The organism is Actinokineospora enzanensis DSM 44649, assembly GCF_000374445.1.
Classification (GTDB): Bacteria; Actinomycetota; Actinomycetes; order Mycobacteriales; family Pseudonocardiaceae; genus Actinokineospora; species Actinokineospora enzanensis.
In genome coordinates this window covers 190,143-210,334 of sequence record NZ_KB894403.1, presented here as the reverse complement: position 1 = coordinate 210,334, position 20,192 = coordinate 190,143, and the positions used below count along the sequence as shown (strand labels likewise).

Genomic DNA, 20,192 nt, shown 5'->3' with positions numbered 1-20,192 from the left:
CGCGGCCCGCTGTCCTGTCGGGCGGGCGATCATGACTTCCCCTCGCGCTCGCACAACCTCAACTCGCAACGAACGACACGCCCGGGAAAGTTCCGCGTCCACAGCGCCCGATCTGGTGAATCAGTGGCTACCCGGCGAGACGACCTTCATCTGGACAGGGAATCCCGGCCACCGATCGGGACGACAATCCGCCGCACAGAGTCACACAGCGTTCAGTAGCAGGCTATCAATCGCAAATCCCGTCCGAAACGGTGTTTTCGATGCGTGGCGATCGGGCTTGGTCAAGAGGCCGGAATGGATCACCGGACCCGCGAGAGCCGTCCGGAGCCCGCGGCATGTGAGCGACACGGCCCGACCGGACGTGGCCTGGGCGCGGTGGGTGCGGGATGCTGGTGGAACGCCTGTCCCCCGCCGTCGGAGGTTTGCTTGCGCCGCGTGGTCGTGCCCGTGTTGTTCACCGCTGTTCTCGTCGCGGGCTGTTCGTCGGACGGCCAGCCGCAGGACGAGTTGATGGTGACCGACAACCCCGTGGCCGCGACGGCAGCCCGCTCCCCCGCGCCGACCGTCGCCCCCGCCGGGACCGTGGTGCCCCTCGCCAAGCCGGTGACCGCCATGGTGGCCGACGGCAAGACCCGCACCCTGGCCGTGGCCACCGGCGCCGACCTGCGGCTTTACGACCTCGACGCGCTGGACAAGGCCCCCCGCGAAGTCACCCTGCCCGGCCCGACGGACTCCCTGACCCTCGCGGCCGACGGCGGTCCGCTGCTCGCCGCCGTTCCCTCCGGTGTCGTCCGCCTCGACCTGCCCACCGGAACCCCGAAGGAGGCCACGGTCGACGGCACCCCGTCGGCGGCGGCCGCGTACCAGGGCGGGACGCTCGTGGCCGTTCGTCAGGGCAAGGGTGTCGCGGTCCTCGACGGTGACGCTGTCAAACGGGTCATCTCCGGCGGGTTGCTCAGCGCCGATCAGGTGTACAGCACGGGCCCGGGTGCGGTCGTGCTCGACCGGCTGCGCAACGCGGTGTTCCAGGTGGACGTGAACCAGGGCAAGATCGGCCAAGGGCTGCGCGCCGGTCAGGGCGCCACGAACGGCGTCGTCGACCGTTACGGGCGGGTGCTGGTGACCGACACCCGCGGCGGCGCGCTGCTGGCGTTCTCGATCGACCCGCTGCTCATGCGGCAGCGCTACCCGGTGCCCGGCTCCCCCTACGCGATCGCCTACGACGGTGCGCGGGATCTGGCCTGGGTCACCCTGACCGCCACGAACGAGGTGGTCGCCTACAGCGTCGGCGGCGAGGAGCCCGTCGAGCGGCACCGGTTCCCGACCGTGGCTCAGCCCGACGCGGTGGCGGTCGATCCGGTGAGCGGACGCGTGGTGGTCGCGTCCGGTGATGGAGGAGGTGTGCAGGTGGTGCAGCCATGACCGATGGGGTGATCGACGGGGAGTGGGAGTACCAGCCGCTGCGGTTGCCGCCGCACGTGTCCCGGGTGACCGCGGCGACGCAGCTGGCAATCCACGCCGAGTTCAGCGGCTGGGAGCTGTCGAACGTGCGGCTCTACGCCGACGGCACGCGCAAGGTGTGGCTGCGGCGGAAGCGGCGCAAGAGCGGTCAGGGCGTCATCATCTGACGGGTCACCGGTCCTCGCCGCCGTGCTGCCGCACGGGCAGGTCCTCGGTGCCGTTCCAGACGGCGTGCGCTCCCGCGTCCCCCACCCTGATGACGTGCACGCCCGCCGCCACGGCCGTGCCGATGGTGAGCACCGCCAGCACGATCGTGACGCTCTTGGTCCAGGTCTGCGCGGTGCGGGTGGCCACGATCATGTAGGCGGTCACGGCCACGAACAGCCCGAGCGCGAACCAGAGCATCAGGTCGCCGAGCTCCTCGTGCCGCTCGATGAGCGCGTTCTCCGGTAGCCGACGCTTGAGGTCGTCACCGCTGCTGGTCGCGATCGGGGTGAGGATCACGGACACCGCGGCGAAACCGACCACGATCCACCCGATCCGGGCGCGCGCGGCGGGCCAGACGGCGATGAGGATCGCGCCGAGGACCGAGAGCGGGATCAGGACCACCACCCCGTGCACGACGAGGGCGTGCAGCGGCGAACCGTTGATGAACTCGGGCATGCGCGAAACCTCCGGTGTCAGGTGTCAGCCAACCGCCAATGCCACTACGCGGCCAGTCGGGGATCGGTTCAGCGGGGGCCGGACGATCATCCTGGCTCGCCGCGCGGGTGGCCGGGGGTGGGCGTGAATCCGCCCGCGTGGCGCGTCCACCTTCGGGTGAGATCCGCCCTTACCGGATCGGAACGGGCATAGCGTGTCGGCCGGAGGACCCCGAGGAACGGAGACACCCGATGCGTGGCATCCCGGCCCTGTTCGCCGCCACCGCCGCCCTGGCCGTGTTCGTGTCGACCGCGCCGAGCGCGGCCGCGGCCACCGGCGAGTTCCGCTACGTCTCCGACGACGGCCCGGTGGTCCTGCAGGACCCGCCCGACGACACCTGCATCGCGCTGGACACCGTGCGGCGGGGCCTGAACCTGGAGAACCGGACCGACACGGTGGCGCGGCTGTACCCGACGCCGTCGTGCGTGGGCAGCCCGCAGGTGGTGCCGCCCGGCGGTCTGGCCTGGAGCTACCGGCCGATCCGCGCGGTCGAGTTCAGCTCGGAGTGACGGCGGCCGTAGGCGAAGTACACGACCAGGCCGAGGACGAACCAGATCGCGAACCGCAGCCAGGTGACCGCGGTCAGGAACGTGATCAGCCACAGCGAGAACACGATCCCGACGATCGGCACGACCGGCATGCCCGGGGTGCGGAAGGTGCGCGGCAGGTCGGGCTGCCGGTGGCGCAGCACGATCACCGCCACGCAGACCACCACGAACGCGAGCAGGATGCCGATGTTGGTCAGCTCGGCGGCCTCCTTGATCGGCAGGAAGCCCGCGATGGCCGCGGCCGCCGCGCCCAGGATCCAGGTGGTGCGGGTGGGCACGTTCCGGGTGGCGTGGGTCTTGCCGAACCACGGCGGCAATAGACCGTCGCGGCTCATCGAGTAGCCGACGCGGGTGGCGCCCATGAGGAAGGTGAACAGGACGGTGGTGATGCCCAGCACCGCACCGACCGCGATCACCACGCCCAGCCAGGACAGCCCGATGTCGGCGAACGCGGAGGCGAAGGCGCTCTCGGTGTCGACGTCGGAGTAGCGGACCATGCCGGTGAGCACCAGGCAGGCCAGCACGTAGAGCACCATGGCGATGGCCAGCGAGTAGAGGATCGCCTTGGGCATGTGCCTGGTGGAGTCCTTGGACTCCTCGGCGGCGGTGCTCATCGCGTCGTAGCCGAAGACGGCGAAGAACACGGTGGCGGCGCCGGTGAACGCGCCGGTGAGGCCGAACGGGAAGAACGGGTCGTAGTTGGCGGTGTGGATGTGGAACGCGCCGACCACGACGACCAGCACGACCACCGCCACCTTGAGGTAGACCAGCGTCGTCTCGAACCGCGCGGCGTTGCGCATGCCGAGGTTGAGCACGAACGCGATCAGCAGGCACAGCACGACGGCGAACAGGTTCACCTGGTAACTGCCCTGCGCCACGCCCTCGGCCTCGGTGCCGGGCGCGCCGAGCATCCACAGCGGGAGATCGAGGCCGAGCAGGTGCAGCAGTTCGGTGAAGTAACCGCTGATGCCGATGGCCACCACGGCGACGATCGCGGTGTATTCGAGCAGCAGGTCCCAACCGATGAACCAGCCGACGATCTCCCCGAGCACGGCGTACCCGTAGGTGTAGGCGGACCCGGCGCGCGGGATCAGCCCGGCGAACTCGGCGTAGGACAGGGCGGCCGCGGCGCTCGCGATCCCGGCCACCAGGAACGACAACACCACCGCGGGCCCGGCGGTCTGGTGCGCGACCGTGCCCGCCAGGGAGAAGATCCCGGTCCCGATGATCCCGCCGACCCCGATCGCGGTGAGCTGCCACAGACCGAGCGAACGGGTCAGCCCGCCCCCACCGCCGCTCTCGATCCGGTCGATCGGCTTCCTGCGGAATATCCCCGTGCCACCGGCCAACCCGCTCGCCATCGCCGCCCCCGATCCGTGCACCGACCGTCCGACCGCCTCACGGTAGAACCACCCGGCAGGCACCGCGCGCCGAAATCGATCAAGGTGCGCGCCGCCACCGGCTGACAGGTCCATGTCCCCGATTCGGACGGCGGCCGTCCTGAGGTCGATACCACCGACGTGGTCGGTCGACTGCCTCGCAGGATTGTGCCCCTGAGCAGGCACCTCGCTGCAGGTCGTCATCGAGCCGCGCGGGCCACTCCGCTCCATGCGGCGCGTTCCTCCACATAGGACACAGCCGCGCCCACGACCATGCCGTCGGCGGCGGCCTGTTCCAACGCTTCCTGACGCGCGGCCGCGGTGTGCCTGGTCAGACCGAGGTGGGGGCCCGCGAGCAGCAGCACGGTGGAGCGGCGGCGGGCGGCCCAGCGCCAGGTGGCGGGGAGGTCGACGGGCGCGTGGGCGAGGAGGGGACCGCGGTGCGGCCAGCGGAGGGTGAGGGTGTCGTCGGGGACGAGGCGGACATGCCAGCCGGGGGCGTGCGGCAGGGCGAGGCGGTGCGGGTCGGGGACGAGGGTCAGGCCGCTGCGCAGGAGGGCGATGGGGAAGTACGGGGTGGCGAGGCCTTCCACGAGGAGTGCGGCGAGCCGGTTGTCGGCATGTCCCCACACGGTCGCGCGAATGTCGAGGCGGGTTTGATCGGGCATCGCGGCCACCTTTCCGGGGCGGGTCGGGTCGAATTTTAGATCAGGAGCGTCGAAACCGGCCGTAGTTGATTCGAGTGAATTCGTGGTGACAGGGTGCGGAAAGGTGACCAAGGTCCTTATAAAGGTTCCGAAATGGACCGGTAAAACCTGACGGATGCACAGTGTTCTAGATCACACCGAGGTGTAGTCAACTGATCACGGGGCGTTTAATGGACCGATCTCGGCAGGCTGTCCTGGAGGGTGGAAACCATGTGCGCGGCATTCCCCGGCATGGATAAAGTGAATTCGATCCAGGACCGGGTCGGTGATCTGCTGCTGTCCACCGGCCGTTTCCTCACGGCCGCCGAGACATCCGAGGACCTGCGGGTGGCGTTTCGGCGCGGCGGTCGCGACGGCGACGCGTTCTACCGCGACCGGTGGAGTCACGACAAGGTCGTCCCGTCCACGCACGGGGTCAACTGCACCGGGTCGTGCCGCTGGAACGTCTACGTCAAGGACGGCATCATCACCTGGGAGACCCAGGACGTCGACTACCCGTCCACCGGCCCCGACCGCCCCGAGTACGAGCCGCGCGGCTGTCCGCGCGGGGCCTCGTTCTCCTGGTACTCCTACTCCCCGCTGCGCGTGCGCTACCCCTACGCGCGCGGTGTGCTGGTCGAGATGTACCGCGAGGCCAAACGGGTCCACGATGACCCGGTCGAGGCGTGGGCGTCCATCGTGGACGATCCACTCAAGCGCCGCGCCTACCACCGCGCGCGCGGCAAGGGCGGGCTGGTGCGGGTGTCCTGGGACGAGGCGGTCGAGATCGTCGCCGCCGGGCACGTGCACACCATCAAGCGGCACGGGCCGGACCGGGTCGCCGGGTTCTCCCCCATCCCGGCGATGTCGATGGTCTCGCACGCGGTCGGCTCCCGGTTCATGGCGCTGATCGGCGCGCCCATGCTGTCCTTCTACGACTGGTACGCCGACCTGCCGCCCGCCTCGCCGCAGGTGTTCGGCGACCAGACCGACGTGCCGGAGTCCGCGGACTGGTGGGACGCCGCCTACCTGATGCTGTGGGGTTCCAACGTGCCGGTCACCCGTACCCCGGACGCGCATTTCCTGGCGGAGGCGAGGTATCGCGGCCAGAAGGTCGTGGTGTGTTCCCCGGATTATTCCGACGCCACCAAGTTCGCCGACGAATGGCTGGCACCGCACCCGGGGACGGACGCCGCCATGGCGATAGCCATGGGGCACGTCGTCCTGAACGAGTTCTTTGTCCGGAATACCGTTCCCTTTTTTACCGACTATGTGCGATCGTTCACGGACCTGCCGTTCCTGGTAACGCTGGAAACACAAGGCGACCGCCTGGTCCCCGGTAAGTTCCTGACCGCTGCGAACCTGGGCGAAACGGACTCCGACGCGGTCTGGAAACCGGTACTGATAGATAGCGGAACAGACCGACCGGTGGCCCCGAACGGCACTCTCGGATTCCGCTGGAACGCGGAACCGGGACGCTGGAACCTCGATCTCGGCGACATCGTCCCGCTGCTCTCCCTGCACGGCACACCGGACAACGAACCGGTCGAGGTGCTGCTGCCCAGGTTCGACAACCCCGAGGGCCGCGGCGACGCCATCCGGCGCGGCGTCCCGGCCAGGCGCGTCGGCGGCAGGCTCGTGACCACGGTGTTCGACCTGCTCCTGGCCCAGTACGGCGTCGCCCGCCCCGGCCTGCCCGGCGACTGGCCCACCGGCTACGACGACCCCGACTCCCCCGGCACCCCCGCCTGGGCGCAGACCCTCACCAGCGTGCCCGCCGCGCGGCTGGCCCGGGTGGCCCGCGAGTTCGCCGACACCGCGGTGCGCTCCGGCGGCCGGTGCATGATCATCATGGGCGCGGGCACCAACCACTGGTTCCACTCCGACCTGGTCTACCGCTCGTTCCTGACGCTGCTGCTGCTCACCGGCTGCCAGGGCCGCAACGGCGGCGGCTGGGCGCACTACGTCGGCCAGGAGAAGGTCCGCCCGCTGACCGGCTGGAACACCCTGGCGAGCGCGTCGGACTGGCACCGGCCGCCGCGGCAGATGATCGGCACCGGCTACTGGTACACCCACACCGACCAGTGGCGCTACGACCGGCTCACCGCCGACACGCTGGCCTGGCCCGGCGCCGCGGGCACGCTGGCGGGCCGCGCGGTCGCCGACTGCCTGGCCACCTCGGCGCGGCTGGGCTGGATGCCCTCCTATCCCACCTTCGATCGCAACCCGCTCGACCTGGCCGACGAGGCGGGCGAGCGCGACCCGGCCGCGCACGTGCTCGACGAGGTCCGCGCGGGCAGGCTCGGCTTCGCCTGCGAGGACCCGGACGCGCCGGGGAACTGGCCGCGGGTGCTGACCGTGTGGCGGGCGAACCTGCTCGGGTCGTCGGCCAAGGGCAACGAGTACTTCCTCAAGCACCTGCTCGGCGCCGACGGCAACCCGCGCGCCGAGGAGACCCCGCCCGAGCAGCGGCCCACGGACGTTCGCTGGCGCGACGAGGCGCCGGAGGGCAAGCTGGACCTGTTGCTGGCGCTGGACTTCCGGATGACCAGCACCACGCTGTTCGCCGACGTCACGCTCCCGGCCGCCACCTGGTACGAGAAGCACGACCTGTCGAGCACGGACATGCACCCGTTCGTGCACTCGTTCAACGCCGCCGTCGACCCGCCGTGGCAGGCGCGCACCGACTTCGACACCTTCCACGCCATCGCCGCCCGGCTCAGCGAGCTGGCCGTCCCCCACCTGGGCACCCGCCGCGACGTGGTGGCCACCGCCCTGCTGCACGACACCCCCGGTGAGACCGCCCAGCCCGGCGGCGTGGTCCGCGACTGGCGCGCGGGCGACGGCGAGCCGATCCCCGGCCGCACGTTCCCCACCCTCACCGTCGTCGAACGCGACTACACCGCCATCGGCGCCAAGCTGGCCACCCTGGGCCCGTTGCTGGACAAGCTCGGCGTCACCACCAAGGGCTGGACCGCCGAGGTGGCCCCCGAGCTTGCCTGGCTGGCCGAGGCCAACGGCGTCGCCGGCACCGGCCCGACCGCCGGACGACCGCTGCTGGACACCGACCGGAAGGCCGCCGACGCCGTGCTCGCGCTGTCCGGCACCACCAACGGCAGGCTCGCCGACGAGGGCTTCCGGTCCCTGGAGGAGCGCGTCGGCAAGCCGCTGCGGCCGCTGATCGAGCACCACCGGGCGCACCGGGTCACCTTCGCCGACACCCGCTCGCGCCCGGCGAGCGTGGTGACCAGCCCAGAGTGGTCCGGCGACGAGTCCGGCGGCCGCCGGTACGCGCCGTTCACCATCAACGTCGAGCGGCTCAAGCCCTGGCACACGCTCACCGGCCGCCAGCATTTCTACCTCGACCACGACTGGGTCGCCGAGATCGGCGAGCAGCTGCCGGTCTACCGGCCGCCGCTGGACCTGCACCGGCTGTTCGGCGAACCGGTGCTCGGCCCGAACGGCCCCGAGGTGACCGTGCGGTACCTGACGCCGCACTCGAAGTGGTCGATCCACTCCGAGTACCAGGACAACCCGATCATGCAGACGCTGTCGCGGGGCGGCCCGGCGTTCTGGGTCAGCCCGGCCGACGCCGCCGCGATCGGCGTGTCCGACAACGACTGGGTCGAGGCGGTCAACCGCAACGGCGTGGTGGTGGCCCGGGCGATCGTCTCGCACCGGATGCCCACCGGCACCGTGTTCCTCTACCACGCGCAGGAACGCACGGTGAACGTGCCCAGGAGCGAGACCACCGGCAAGCGCGGCGGCATCCACAACTCGCTGACCCGAGTGCAGGTCAAGCCGACGCACCTGGTCGGCGGCTACGGGCAGCTCTGCTTCGCGCTCAACTACTACGGCCCGACCGGCAACCAGCGCGACGAGATCACCGTGCTGCGCCGCCGCTCCCAGGAGGTGGAGTACTGATGCGTGTCATGGCGCAGCTGGCCATGGTGATGAACCTGGACAAGTGCATCGGCTGCCACACCTGCTCGGTCACCTGCAAGCAGACCTGGACCAACCGCGGCGGCGTCGAGTACGCGTGGTTCAACAACGTGGAGACCAAGCCCGGCCAGGGTTACCCCCGCCGCTACGAGGACCAGTCGCGGTGGAAGGGCGGGTGGACTGTCCGCAATGGACGTCTTCGGCTGGCAGGCGGCGGGCGGTTGCGCAAGCTGCTCAACATCTTCGCCAACCCCGACCTGCCCGAATTGGACGATTACTACCAGCCGTGGACCTACGACTACCGCAACCTCACCGAGGCTCCGCTGAGCGAGGACATCCCCGTTGCACGGCCGCTGTCGGCGGTGACCGGGGCACCTGCGGAGGTGAAGTGGGGTCCGAACTGGGAGGACAGTCTCGGTGGGGCGCCGCAGCACGCGCCCGAGGACCCGGTCGTGCAGAAGCTGGGCCGGGACGTGCGGTTCGAGTACGAGCAGTCGTTCATGTTCTTCCTGCCGCGCATCTGCGAGCACTGCCTGAACCCGTCCTGTGTGGCCTCGTGCCCGTCGGGGGCGATGTACAAGCGGACCGAAGACGGGATCGTGCTGGTCGATCAGGACCGGTGCCGGGGCTGGCGGATGTGCGTGTCGGGGTGCCCGTACAAGAAGGTGTACTTCAACCACAAGACCGGCAAGGCCGAGAAATGCACGTTCTGCTACCCGCGACTGGAGGTCGGGCAGCCGACCGTGTGCGCGGAGACCTGCGTGGGCCGGCTGCGCTACATCGGCGTGATGCTCTACGACGCCGACAAAGTCGGCGCCGCCGCCGCGACCGAGGACGAGCAGCGGCTCTACCAGGCGCAGCTCGGTGTGTTCCTGGACCCGCACGACCCGGCGGTGGCGGCAGCGGCGGAACAGTCCGGGATCCCGCACGACTGGATCACCGCGGCCCGGCGCTCGCCGGTGTACGAGCTGATCGCGCGGTACCGGGTGGCGCTGCCGTTGCACCCGGAGTACCGGACGATGCCGATGGTCTGGTACGTGCCGCCGCTCTCGCCGGTGGTCGACGCGTTGTCGGGCACCGGGTTCGACGGCGAGGAGGCGGGCAACCTGTTCGGCGCGATCGACGCGCTGCGCATCCCGCTGGACTACCTGGCGGGCCTGTTCACCGCGGGCGACCCGGAACCGGTGCGGCTGGCCCTGCGCAGGCTCGGGGCGATGCGCGCGCACATGCGGTCGATCAATCTCGGTGAGCCGACCGACCAGCGTGGACCAGGTCGGGTGGGGATGACGGCCGCGGAGATCGAGTCGATGTACCGGCTGCTGGCCATCGCGAAGTACGCCGACCGGTACGTCATCCCGACGGCCGGGATCGGGCGGGCGCACGAGCTGGAGGGCATCGCCACCAGGTGCAGCCTGGACGGCGACGGCGGGCCGGGCATGGTCGACGGCCGCACCGACCTGTTCACCTGGCGCGATGACGAGCGGCCGGACGGCATGTTCCCGACGCTGCGGGGCGGGGCACGGCCGTGAGCTCCCGGGTGCTGTACCAGTTCGCGGCGCATTGTCTGCACTATCCGGACGAGATGCGCGGGCTGCTGCCGTTGTTGCGCCGGTGTCTGCCGGAGGTGGGGTCGCCCGCGGTGGAGGAGTTGATCGTCCATCTGGAACGCTCCGCCGCGGTGGACGCTGCTCGGCACTATGTGGATGTGTTCGACACGAGGTCCAATCGGTGCCCGTACCTGACGTGGTTCACCGATGGTGACACGCGGAAGCGGGGGGCGTCGTTGGCGGCGGTGAAGCAGGAGTATCGCCGTCACGGGTATGTCCCGGCGGCCGGTGAGCTGCCTGACTATCTGCCGGTGTTGTTGGAGTTCGCGGCACACGCGGGCCGTCCGGGGCTTCGTCTGCTGTCCCGGTTCCGTGCCGCGGTGTCCATGTTGCACGGGAACCTGACGCGGTTCGGCACGCCGTATGCGTCCATTGTGGGCGCGGTGTTGGCCACGCTGCCGGAACGTGATGACGCGGCTGTCGTTCCCCGGCACACCATCCCTGTCGAACTGGTCGGGTTGCCCGGCTACGGCGCCCCGGAGATGACCCGATGACCGACGCGTTCGATCTGTTGCTGTGGGCGGTGTTGCCATACCTGACGCTCGTCGTCCTGGTGGGCGGGCTGGTCTGGCGCTACCGGCATGACCGGTTCGGGTGGACGACGCGGAGTTCGCAGCTGCACGAGTCTCGCTTGTTGCGGATCGGGAGTCCGTTGTTCCATTTCGGACTGTTGTTCGTGATCGGCGGGCATGTCGCAGGTCTGCTCGTGCCCGCCTCGGTGACGCGGTGGCTGGGTGTGCACGACGAGATGTACCACCTGGTGTCGTTCACCGCCGGGGGTCTGGCGGGGGCGGGCACGGTGGTCGGCCTGGGGGTGTTGTTGTATCGACGGTGGCGGACACCGGCGGTGCGGCGGGCGACCAGTGGTGACGACCGGCTGATGTACCCGCTGCTGGCGGCCACGGTGCTGCTGGGGATGACGGCCACGGTGCTGACCAGGAGCATCGACTACGACTACCGCGCCACGGTGTCGCCGTGGTTCCGCAGCATCCTGCTGCTCGACCCCGACCCGTCCCTGATGTCGGCCGTCCCGCTCCCCTACCGCCTGCACGCCCTGTTCGCCATGGCCCTGTTCGCCCTCTGGCCCTTCAGCCGCCTGGTCCACGCGTTCAGCGCCCCGGTGCATTACCTGATCCGCCCGTACATCGTCTACCGCACCCGTGACCACCGCCTCGCGTCCCGCCGCGCCCGGCCGGGCTGGGACGACACGTGAGCGGCGCCCGTTCCGCCTTCGGCGCCCTCGTGGTGACCTCGCTGCTGGGGGCGTTGGCCGTGCTCACCGGTCAGGCACTGGTGTTCCCGTCGCTGGGGCCGACGGCGTACCTGATGTTCGCCACGCCGCTGGTGCCTGCCGCGAGTCCGCGCAACGCGGTCGGTGGTCATCTCATCGGTCTGGTCGGGGGTGTTCTCGGACTGACCGCGTTCGGCTTGTGGAACAGCCCGCCGAACCTTGTCCACATGGACTGGTCCCGTGCCGGGGCGGCCGTCCTGGCGTTGACCTTCACCTGTGGGGGCATGGTGTGGGGTCGGCTGTCGCACCCGCCCGCAGGCGCCACGACACTGATCGTCGCGCTGGGCGTGCTGCACACGCCGTTGCAGCTGGCCACGATCCTGGTGGGGGTACTGGTACTGCTGGTGGCGGGGAGCACGTTCAACCGGCTCGCCGGGGTGCCGTATCCACTGTGGAAGGTGACCCCGCCTGTGGAGCCCGTCGAACACCGCCAGCCCGAACCGGTGGAGTGACGACCTACGGAATACCCACCAAATTCCTGTTTGAGAGGTCCACTCGGGTCATATTCCCGCCGCGCGGTTGTGCCGGGCGATCGGAGCAAGTAGACAGTGAAACGGGTGGCCACTGGGGGCGCCCGCGGGCAGGTTCACGGCACACGATGGCGACATCCGCACAGGCGGATGCCGCCATGGCCGCGTGCCCGCTGCTTCAGCAAGGAGTTCACCGTGCGCAAGAATGTCATGCGAGCCCTGACCGCGGCGGGTACCGCGATCGCCGCCATCGGCCTGTCAATGACCCCGGCCGACGCGGCCACCGGCTGGGACCGGTGCCCGAACACCTATTTCTGCCTGTTCTCCGGCGCCAACGGCCAGGGCACGATCGCCTACTTCCACGTGGGTTCACCGAACCTCGCTGGGCAGGGGATCGACAACGCGGCCACGTCCTTCTGGAACCGGACCGTGGACAACGCCTTCAGCCTGTGCGACGGGTACAACGGGCTGGAGCCGCACCTGACCAGCGTCTTCTTCGGTGCGAAGGGCAACCTGGACCCGTCTGTCGACAACCGGGCCAGCTCGGTGGTCCAGGGCCCGTTCAACTGCCACTACTGATCGACCACGGCGTGCGGTCCCGGGAACGCTCCTTCCGGGACCGCACGCCGGTCCGGAACGACGTTCAGCGGAATCCGGTGACGCGGATCCTGGACGGTTCGCCTGGAGCGCGGCGGGCGTCGATCTGCCAGAGTTCGAAAGTCCTGGCGCGCAGCCCTTGAATCAGGAGTGTCTCCATCGGACCGAGGCCCGCAGGTCCGGCCTGGTCGAGCATGGCGTCGATGGTGTCGTAGAGGGCGAACACCTCGCCGTCGCCGCGGAGCTCGGAGCGGACGGACTCGGTCTCCCAGACGAACTCGTCCGCATCGAGGGCGGCGATGTCGGGTTCCGCGGTGGCCAGCAGGACGTCGGTGATGCGGTCGTCACGGCGGTCGAACCGGCCGGTGCGCCAGTTCAGCCAGTGCCCGGCCCAGTTGCCCGCGCGGTCGGCTTCGAGCACGAAGGTCGTGCCCCCGAGCTTCCAGTACGCGGGGACCGCCTGCTCGCCCATCACGCCTCCGGGTCCAGCGCGTTGCGGACCGCGCCGCGTTCTTCCTCGACGGGTTCCCTCGCGGTGGCCGCCCGGCGCAGCTCGGCCAGTTCCTCGGCGGCGCGGTCCATGGCCGCCAGGTGCAGGCCGAACTCGGCGATGTGCTTGGTACCGTCCGATCGGGTCAGTTCCAACAGGACCCGCAGATCCCGGTATCCGCCCCTTTGCGGCCGGACGAACCGATCGGCGAACTCGACGACCCGCGCGCGGCCTGCCGACACCTCCAGCAACGCGGCCAGTCCGCGATACATGTCCGCGGCCACGGTGAACTGGACCTTCGCGGCGGCGAGATCGGTCAACCTGCTCGCGTCACCGCCGTAGACGTCGTCGACCTTCGCCATAGCCCGCACCATGTTCTTGCGCCTGGTCCGCCACCCGGGCGTGCCCCCGGCGCGCGCGGCCACCTCGCGGGCGATGGCGTCGAGCGCGTTCTGGTTCGCCTGCCAGTGCTTGTCCAGGGCGAGGATGTACTGCTCGCGGTAGCCGGGATCCTTGCTGCGCGCCCTGTCGAACCCGGGCTGCCTGCGTTCGATCGCGGTCCTGGACCGGGCGATGGCCACCACGCGATCGTGCAGCACCCGCTGCTCGGCCGTCAGCTTCGCCGTGGGCTGCTCGGGCCGCGCCATCAACTCGTCGACGAACGCCTTGGAGGGCCCTTCGCGTACGGGCTGCGGCTGTTCCACCGGCGCGGCGGGCGGTTCGACCGGGGCGGACCGGGGTGGTCCGAGCACCTGGGTGCCCAGGTCCGAGTCCGGCTCCATGGACCCTGGAGTCAGTCTCGTCGTGACGTCCGGATCGGACGACCACGGCGGCACCCCACCCGGGACCGGTCCGCCCGGCCTCGGGGCGTGCAGCGGTTGGACATATCCCTGCGGGGGATGCCCACCAGGCGGCATGGGCGGCGGTTGTCTCATGGGCCCGTTCGGCGGATATCCACCCGACCGCGGTGGCCCGTGCCTGCCCCCGACCGGCCCCGGCGGATACGCCCCGCCCACATACCGCCGCGTCGCGGGATCGAACCGAGGACCCGGCGGCCCGTACCCGGGTGGGCCGAACCGACCCGGTGGCGGCGCCATGCCGAAACCCGAGTCGCCATCGGACTCGGCCGAGCCGCCCCCGGGCGCCGAATCCCCGTCCGACATCGTGTTCCCCTCCCCCGGCCACCTGTGCGAACCCGACCCTATCGTGGTTCGGCCGCCGACCTGGGCGGATCCCGCAACCCGAGGCAGGCGGCGACCGCGCGGAACATTCCGAATCCGACTAGCACGGCCCGTTCGTCGACGGACACCGCCGTTCGAGCGAAACACGCTGCCGTCAAAACCGATCGACAATTTTCCGGGCATCACCGGATTCGCTGAATGGCCAAATGGCAATGATGTGATCAGCGTCACTCTCGTCTTGAGATTTGTCCTCGGGAAATGAAAACTCAATAATCGCCGGGGGACGGCATCCAACTGGGGGATGCGGTTCGGGGTAACCCCTGCCTACCGCGAAAGGGTGTTTCCGTGCGGAGAATCCTGTTCTCATTCCTGGCCCTGTCCGCCCTGCTGGTCACCGGCGCGCCCGTCGCCCAGGCGGCCGTGACCGACACCTACACGATCGTCCGGCAGGCCTCCGACCCGACGCACCCGGGTCGGAAGGTCTATCTCTGGCGGAACAACTCCACCTACATCTACCACGGGCAGGTCGTGGGCGCGCTCAGCGGCACCGTCTACCTGAAGGGCCCCGGCTGTCCCGGCGGCGGCACCTGCCAGTACCGGACGCTCAATGTCGGCGCGACCTCCGGTAACACCGGCGACCTCGGCTCCGGCGCGGTCGACGTGTGCGCCGACCAGAACGGGGGTCCGACCCTGTGCACCTGCCTGGCCTGCCTCGCCCCGGCCGACAGCACGGCGGCCGTCACCGACCGGCAGGCCCTGCTCGGCCGAACCGAACACGAGTGATCGCCTGCCCAGAGAAATCCGACTCCCACTCGCGGTGAAAGATCGTTCCCCCGTGCGCAAAATACTCATCTCGGCAATAGCCTTCTGCACGCTTTTCACCGCCGGTGCACCCGCGGCACAAGCATCGGTGACCTCATTCACCAATGTGCAGCAGGTCAGCGACGGCGTGATGACCGTGATCCTGTGGCGCAACAACTCCAACAGTCGCCTCCACAGCCAGGTCATCAACGCCCGCGGCGGCGGCCGGGACGCGGTGTTCGGCTGCCCGGAACACTGATCTCGGCGGGTTCGCTGCCGAACACAGACGCGGGTGGTCCCGACCTCGGACAGTCGGGGCCACCCGTTTCCCACCGCCGAGTGCTGTCTTCCGGCGACTCGGAGCAAGTCGGCGCGAGGAGAGCGCGGGCGCTAATCGACAAGTTGAGAAGGAAGCTCCCGCATAGCCTCGCGACCGCCACTCTACCTACGCGTTCAGGACGGGATCAACCGGTTCAGCCCGTCGAGCGTGATCACCGTCGAGCCCGCGGGCAGCCCGTCCGGCTCGTGCAGACCCACGTAGGTCACCGGACCGTCGAACCACATCCCGGGCGACCACTCCGTCACCTTCCCGCGGCAGAGTTCCACGAGGTAGCGCACGGTCAGATACTCGCGGGACACGAGCGCGCGGACGAGCAATCCGGTGCTCAGCTGATTCGCCTCGACTCGGTTGAACTTCGGAGAACCGGACAGGTAGAGGTGTGTCCACGTCGCGGTCCACGTGCCGTCCGGGGCGCGGCCGAAGACGACCGGGAGCGCGACGCGGCCGGAACCGCGCAGTTCGGAGCGGGTGCGCACGGTGCGGGCCTCGAACGGCGCACCCTCCTGCTCGCGATCGCGGGTCATCCAACCGAACAGCGACTCCGCCACCTCCGCGAAGCCTTCGCCGTCGTAGACGTTCACCTGCGGCACGACATACGCGGCCGTCACCGAGTCCAGCGGGATCTGGATGAACTCGGTCGCGCCGTTCGGTGCCTCGATGATGTCCCCGGAGTACACCGCGCCGCCGTCTCGGATGTTCGTCCAGGACACGTGGCCGATGTAGGTGAAATCGGCGTCCAGCATGACCGCGGACAGGTCGAAGTCGGTGCTGTGCCGGGTCTGCCGCCAGTAGGTGAAGAACCGCAACAGCTCACCGTCCACAACGGAGCGGGAGCCGCGCGGCAGCACCGCGAAACCGTCCGCCGACGCCTTGCCCGACAACGGGAGCGCGACGTCCAGCACGGCCGGGTCGACCACTAGGTGCCCATACTCCGGCAGTCGGGCGGCCACCTCGCCGTCGATGAGCGCGTTCACCCGTCCGATGACCTCGATCGGGAGCGGCGGCCGGGTGTCCGGCGCGGCCCAGCCGCGTCCGGCCTGGTTGGTGAACACCCGCTCCGCGTCCGGGATTCCCCGGTTGGCGAGGTGTTCGCGGAGCGAGCACAGCACCCGCCCGGATATCGACGTGATCACCCGCGTCAACGCCGTCAACACGGCGTCCAGGTCCGCGGGCGTGTCCGCCGTGCGCAGGAGCCGGTCGAGCGAGCGTGCCAGCATGCCCGGCGCGGCGATCAGGATCTCGGCGGCCGCCCGGACGTCCCCGGCGACGAAGGCCAGCTCGGCACGGGCGGCCAGCGACCGGACCGTGCGCTCACCGCGAGCAACCGTGAAGACCTCCTGAGCGTGCGGGTATCGCTGGTGTTCGTGTGGGTGAATGCGCTCACCGAGCCGCTTGAACGGCCCGGAGTATCGGGCGACGTCTCCGAGCTTGCCCCCGTTCCCGCCTACGACCCGGTCGAGCGCTGCCATCAACGCCCGCCGTTCGCGCCGGGTGAAACTCCGGAATCGCGTCGTCTCGGCGAGCGTGACGTCCCCGCCGCTCGCCTGGCAGGCCACCCGCAGCACGTCCACGACCGTGTCCACCAGCACCAGGGGAAGTCCGGCAGCCAGCCGAACGGCGTTCACCACCGCCCGGTTCTCCCGTACGGGGATCTCAGGCGGAACCACATCACCGCAGTTCACGGTCAGTTCCGCGAGCAGCTCCCGGTCGGCCTCCCCCAACGGCGCCACCGACCCGGCCAGCGCCAAGTAGAGCGCACGGGTCTCCTCCTCCAGCGTGCCGCCCAGGTGCACGACCGTCACCCGGTCCTTGGCCGAGGGCACCAGCTCGTCGTGCGCGGCCAGCAGGTCGGCAAAGGTGTGCTGGCAGCGGCCGTACCTGGGCAGGTCGACCAGGGACTCCGGCGGCCCGTCCGGCGAGTCGGTGAGCAGGGCGTCGCGCAGGCACTCCATCCAGAACTCGACCGTGTTCGGCACCCCGCGCGGGAAGTACCGGAAGTACGCGTTGTGCTCGACATGGTCGCCCACCAGCTCGCGGACCGCGCCGACGACCCGGACGGCCACGTCCATGGCCGGGCCGGGCGCCAGGCCGGTGAGGTGGCGCAGCAGGTCGCCGGACGCGGTGAACCCGACCCCCAGCAGCACCGCGTCCAGCTGCCGCGCCACCGGGGAACCGTCCCCGGCGGGTCCGGTCGCGCGCGGCACCCGCAGCGTCCGGCGGATGATCGTCTGGTCGAGCATGTGCGTCCTTCGGTTCCGGTGGATGGCTTCCGCACCAGCATGGCCGCGTTCCGGACGCGTCGCCGCTCTCTGTCGAGCACCCATTTGTCCGCTCGTCGAGAAATGAACGGGAAGAAGCCGCCCGACGTCCGGCCGGGCGGCTCCGTCTCGCGGTCGGTCAGCTGCTGCGCAGGAACCGGTCGAGCACCCGGGTGCCGAACCGCAGCGCGTCCACCGGCACGCGCTCGTCCACGCCGTGGAACAGGGCGCTGAAGTCCAGGTCGGCGGGCAGCCGCAGCGGCGCGAACCCGAAGCAACGGATGCCCAGGGTGTGGAAGGACTTGGCGTCGGTGCCGCCGGAGAGCATGTAGGGCAGGGTGGCGGCGCCGGGGTCCTCGGCGGTCACCGCGGCGGTCATCATGTCGACCAGGTGCCCGTCGAAGGTGGTCTCGACGGCGGGCAGGTTCGCGATCCACTCGCGTTCCACGTCGGGTCCGAGCAGTTCGTCCAGCTCACGCTCGAACGCCTCCTGGCGGCCGGGCAGCACCCGGCAGTCGACCACGGCCTCGGCGACGGAGGGGATCACGTTCGCCTTGTACCCGGCGGTCAGCATCGTCGGGTTGGCGGTGTCGCGCAGCGTGGCCCCCACCATCCGGGCGACCGCGCCCAGCTTGGCCACGGACCCGTCGAGGTCCTCGGGGTCGAACTCCATGCCGGTCAGCTCGGTGACCGCGGCCAGGAACTCGCGCACCGAGTCGGTCAGGACCAGCGGGAACCGGTGCGCCCCGAGCCGCGCGACGGCCTGCGTGAGCCGGGTCACGGCATTGTCCTCGTGCACCATCGACCCGTGCCCGGCCCGTCCGCGCACCCGCAGCCGCATCCAGGCGATGCCCTTCTCGGCGGTCTCGATCAGGTAGGCCCGTACACCGTCCTTGACGGTGATCGAGAACCCCCCGACCTCGCTGATCGCCTCGGTCGCCCCCTCGAACAACTCGGGCCGGTTGTCCACCAGCCACTGCGCCCCGTACTCGCCCCCGGCCTCCTCATCGGCCACGAACGCGAAGATGATGTCCCGCGGCGGCACCACCCCATCCCGCTTGAACCGCCGCGCGGTGGCCAACGTCATCCCCAACATGTCCTTCATGTCGACCGCGCCACGCCCCCACACGTAGCCGTCCTGCACGGCCCCGGAGAACGGATGCACCGACCACTCCGAGGCATCCGCGGGGACGACATCGAGGTGCCCGTGCACCAGCAGGGCCCCTCTGCTCGGATCAGCCCCCGCCAACCGCGCCACGACGTTCCCGCGCCCCTTGGCCCCCGACTCGACGTAAGTGGTCTCGTACCCCACCTCCGCCAACTTCTCCGCCACGTACTCCGCCGCCGCCCGCTCCCCCACCACGGTCGCCGGATCCCCGGTGTTCGTGGAGTCGATCCGGATCAACTCACTGGTCAACGAGACGGCCTCGTCCTCGGCCACACTCGTATCCTGGATCTCGGCAAGTACGCTCCGCTGCTCGCTCACCCCGCCTTCCTACCACCCTGCCCGCACCCGGACAGCCCCGGTTTGGGACAGGGGGAACGCATCGGATAAGGTATGCCCACACCACGCGGGACCACCCGCGAGTCCGGGTGGCGGAATGGCAGACGCGCTAGCTTGAGGTGCTAGTGCCCTTAACGGGCGTGGGGGTTCAAGTCCCCCCTCGGACACGTTCACTACCCCTACCTGCGGACCGGATGTTCACATTGATCATCCGGTCTTCCGCATTGTAGCGGAGTTCCAGGTCAAGAGCGGTGTACGGCTCTTGAGGCTGCTCGAAGTGGCGTCGCCTATCTCTCGGCCCAAGGTGTCGAGGTAGTCGAGGTAGTCGATCATGGCATTGACCGCGATCGCGGCCCGGCCGGAGGAGTCCTGGCCGCACTACGGCGGGATGGTCGAGGCGAGCTGGGAAACGACCTCCACCCAAGACCCCGACATACTGGCCGAGCTGCTCGGCGATGTAGCGTGGTCCAACGAAGCACTCTTCGCGATGCTGCAAGGCCTGCGACGCCCCGCCGAAACCAACGGACAGCTGGTGAGCATTCCACCGATCGACTGGGAGATCAGCGAGTGACGCAGGGCTGGTCCAGCGGCAACGCCACCGACGACACCAAAGACACCCGCGGCTGGCTGGTCGGACACTTCATCGACCCCGCCGAGGGTGTTCGTTCATCGCGGGACGTCGAAGTCAAGTGGGCCACCCATCCCGCCGGTGACAAACGTCCCGAATGGACCGCCGACGACCGGCGAACCACCCTTGTCCTTCTGGTCGAGGGACACTTCCGGATCAGCCTGACCGAAGGCGAGCGGACCCTCACCCACCCCGGTGACTACGTGATGTGGGGACCGGGCATCGACCACACCTGGGAAGCACTCGACACCTCAGTGGTCATGACCGTCCGCTGGCCGTCAGCCTCGAACTAGCCCGCGCACAGGCT

The 20,192-nt window shown here is 69.8% G+C and carries 20 protein-coding genes and 1 tRNA gene; 14 read left to right on the top strand and 7 right to left on the bottom strand.

Annotation, left to right across the window (positions count from 1 at the left end; genetic code table 11):
• The first annotated feature begins 435 nt into the window (after positions 1-435).
• Positions 436-1,422: a YncE family protein gene (locus C503_RS0100845; protein ID WP_018680296.1), complete on the top strand. Its 987-nt coding sequence runs from the start codon at positions 436-438 to the stop codon at positions 1,420-1,422.
• Entirely contained in the window at positions 1,419-1,628 is a 210-nt protein-coding gene (locus C503_RS0100840) for a DUF5703 family protein (protein ID WP_018680295.1), read from the top strand. The genes C503_RS0100845 and C503_RS0100840 overlap by 4 nt, the downstream gene beginning before the upstream one ends.
• A gap of 4 nt (positions 1,629-1,632) precedes the next feature.
• On the opposite strand, the gene C503_RS0100835 is transcribed toward C503_RS0100840, so the two are convergent.
• Positions 1,633-2,124 (bottom strand): DUF2231 domain-containing protein, encoded by a 492-nt coding sequence (locus tag C503_RS0100835; protein ID WP_018680294.1) that lies wholly within the window; start codon positions 2,122-2,124, stop codon positions 1,633-1,635.
• A 230-nt stretch (positions 2,125-2,354) separates the two neighbouring features.
• Here C503_RS0100835 and C503_RS0100830 point away from each other — a divergent pair, with 230 nt between their 5' ends.
• Positions 2,355-2,672 carry a hypothetical protein gene (locus C503_RS0100830; RefSeq protein ID WP_018680293.1) on the top strand — a complete coding sequence of 106 codons (318 nt, stop codon included), beginning with the start codon at positions 2,355-2,357 and terminating at the stop codon, positions 2,670-2,672.
• Here the strand turns inward: C503_RS0100830 and C503_RS0100825 are convergent.
• On the bottom strand, positions 2,633-4,072 hold the full coding sequence (locus C503_RS0100825; protein ID WP_018680292.1) for an amino acid permease: 1,440 nt from the start codon (positions 4,070-4,072) through the stop codon (positions 2,633-2,635). The genes C503_RS0100830 and C503_RS0100825 overlap by 40 nt on opposite strands.
• A gap of 218 nt (positions 4,073-4,290) precedes the next feature.
• A complete protein-coding gene (locus tag C503_RS0100820; RefSeq protein WP_018680291.1) occupies positions 4,291-4,758 on the bottom strand; it encodes a hypothetical protein in 468 nt (155 codons plus the stop codon).
• A gap of 270 nt (positions 4,759-5,028) precedes the next feature.
• Here C503_RS0100820 and C503_RS0100815 point away from each other — a divergent pair, with 270 nt between their 5' ends.
• From C503_RS0100815 to C503_RS37215, 6 genes are all read left to right on the top strand, one after another.
• Positions 5,029-8,700 (top strand): nitrate reductase subunit alpha, encoded by a 3,672-nt coding sequence (locus C503_RS0100815; protein ID WP_084476657.1) that lies wholly within the window; start codon positions 5,029-5,031, stop codon positions 8,698-8,700.
• Positions 8,700-10,247 (top strand): nitrate reductase subunit beta, encoded by a 1,548-nt coding sequence (gene narH, locus C503_RS0100810; protein WP_018680289.1) that lies wholly within the window; start codon positions 8,700-8,702, stop codon positions 10,245-10,247. Before C503_RS0100815 ends, narH begins: the two co-directional genes overlap by 1 nt.
• Positions 10,244-10,819: a nitrate reductase molybdenum cofactor assembly chaperone gene (gene narJ / locus C503_RS0100805; RefSeq protein ID WP_018680288.1), complete on the top strand. Its 576-nt coding sequence runs from the start codon at positions 10,244-10,246 to the stop codon at positions 10,817-10,819. The genes narH and narJ overlap by 4 nt, the downstream gene beginning before the upstream one ends.
• Positions 10,816-11,538: a respiratory nitrate reductase subunit gamma gene (narI, locus tag C503_RS0100800; protein WP_018680287.1), complete on the top strand. Its 723-nt coding sequence runs from the start codon at positions 10,816-10,818 to the stop codon at positions 11,536-11,538. The genes narJ and narI overlap by 4 nt, the downstream gene beginning before the upstream one ends.
• On the top strand, positions 11,535-12,068 hold the full coding sequence (locus C503_RS0100795; protein WP_018680286.1) for an HPP family protein: 534 nt from the start codon (positions 11,535-11,537) through the stop codon (positions 12,066-12,068). Before narI ends, C503_RS0100795 begins: the two co-directional genes overlap by 4 nt.
• Positions 12,069-12,281: 213 nt before the next feature.
• Positions 12,282-12,665: a peptidase inhibitor family I36 protein gene (locus tag C503_RS37215; protein ID WP_169514476.1), complete on the top strand. Its 384-nt coding sequence runs from the start codon at positions 12,282-12,284 to the stop codon at positions 12,663-12,665.
• Between the two features lie 64 nt (positions 12,666-12,729).
• Here C503_RS37215 and C503_RS37210 read toward each other — a convergent pair whose 3' ends face one another.
• Both C503_RS37210 and C503_RS0100780 read right to left on the bottom strand, forming a co-directional pair.
• Positions 12,730-13,155: a hypothetical protein gene (locus C503_RS37210; protein ID WP_018680284.1), complete on the bottom strand. Its 426-nt coding sequence runs from the start codon at positions 13,153-13,155 to the stop codon at positions 12,730-12,732.
• On the bottom strand, positions 13,155-13,955 hold the full coding sequence (locus C503_RS0100780) for a hypothetical protein (protein ID WP_018680283.1): 801 nt from the start codon (positions 13,953-13,955) through the stop codon (positions 13,155-13,157). Before C503_RS0100780 ends, C503_RS37210 begins: the two co-directional genes overlap by 1 nt.
• Positions 13,956-14,699: 744 nt before the next feature.
• On the opposite strand from C503_RS0100780, the gene C503_RS0100775 reads away from it, so the two are divergent.
• Positions 14,700-15,137, top strand: coding sequence for a hypothetical protein (locus C503_RS0100775; protein WP_018680282.1), 438 nt, complete (start codon positions 14,700-14,702; stop codon positions 15,135-15,137).
• Between the two features lie 52 nt (positions 15,138-15,189).
• Positions 15,190-15,414 carry a hypothetical protein gene (locus tag C503_RS45560; protein WP_156892882.1) on the top strand — a complete coding sequence of 75 codons (225 nt, stop codon included), beginning with the start codon at positions 15,190-15,192 and terminating at the stop codon, positions 15,412-15,414.
• Positions 15,415-15,608: 194 nt separating this feature from the next.
• On the opposite strand, the gene C503_RS0100765 is transcribed toward C503_RS45560, so the two are convergent.
• Together C503_RS0100765 and C503_RS0100760 are read right to left on the bottom strand one after the other, a co-directional pair.
• A complete protein-coding gene (locus tag C503_RS0100765; RefSeq protein ID WP_018680280.1) occupies positions 15,609-17,735 on the bottom strand; it encodes a TerD family protein in 2,127 nt (708 codons plus the stop codon).
• A gap of 157 nt (positions 17,736-17,892) precedes the next feature.
• A complete protein-coding gene (locus tag C503_RS0100760) occupies positions 17,893-19,239 on the bottom strand; it encodes a M20/M25/M40 family metallo-hydrolase (RefSeq protein WP_245572376.1) in 1,347 nt (448 codons plus the stop codon).
• A 101-nt stretch (positions 19,240-19,340) separates the two neighbouring features.
• Here C503_RS0100760 and C503_RS0100755 point away from each other — a divergent pair.
• The 3 genes from C503_RS0100755 (at position 19,341) to C503_RS0100740 (ending at position 20,178) form a co-directional block, all read left to right on the top strand.
• Positions 19,341-19,424: transfer RNA gene (locus C503_RS0100755), tRNA-Leu, on the top strand.
• A gap of 164 nt (positions 19,425-19,588) precedes the next feature.
• Complete coding sequence (locus C503_RS0100745) at positions 19,589-19,828, top strand: hypothetical protein (protein WP_018680277.1); 240 nt, start codon at positions 19,589-19,591, stop codon at positions 19,826-19,828.
• Positions 19,825-20,178 carry a hypothetical protein gene (locus C503_RS0100740; protein ID WP_018680276.1) on the top strand — a complete coding sequence of 118 codons (354 nt, stop codon included), beginning with the start codon at positions 19,825-19,827 and terminating at the stop codon, positions 20,176-20,178. The genes C503_RS0100745 and C503_RS0100740 overlap by 4 nt, the downstream gene beginning before the upstream one ends.
• Positions 20,179-20,192: the final 14 nt, after the last annotated feature.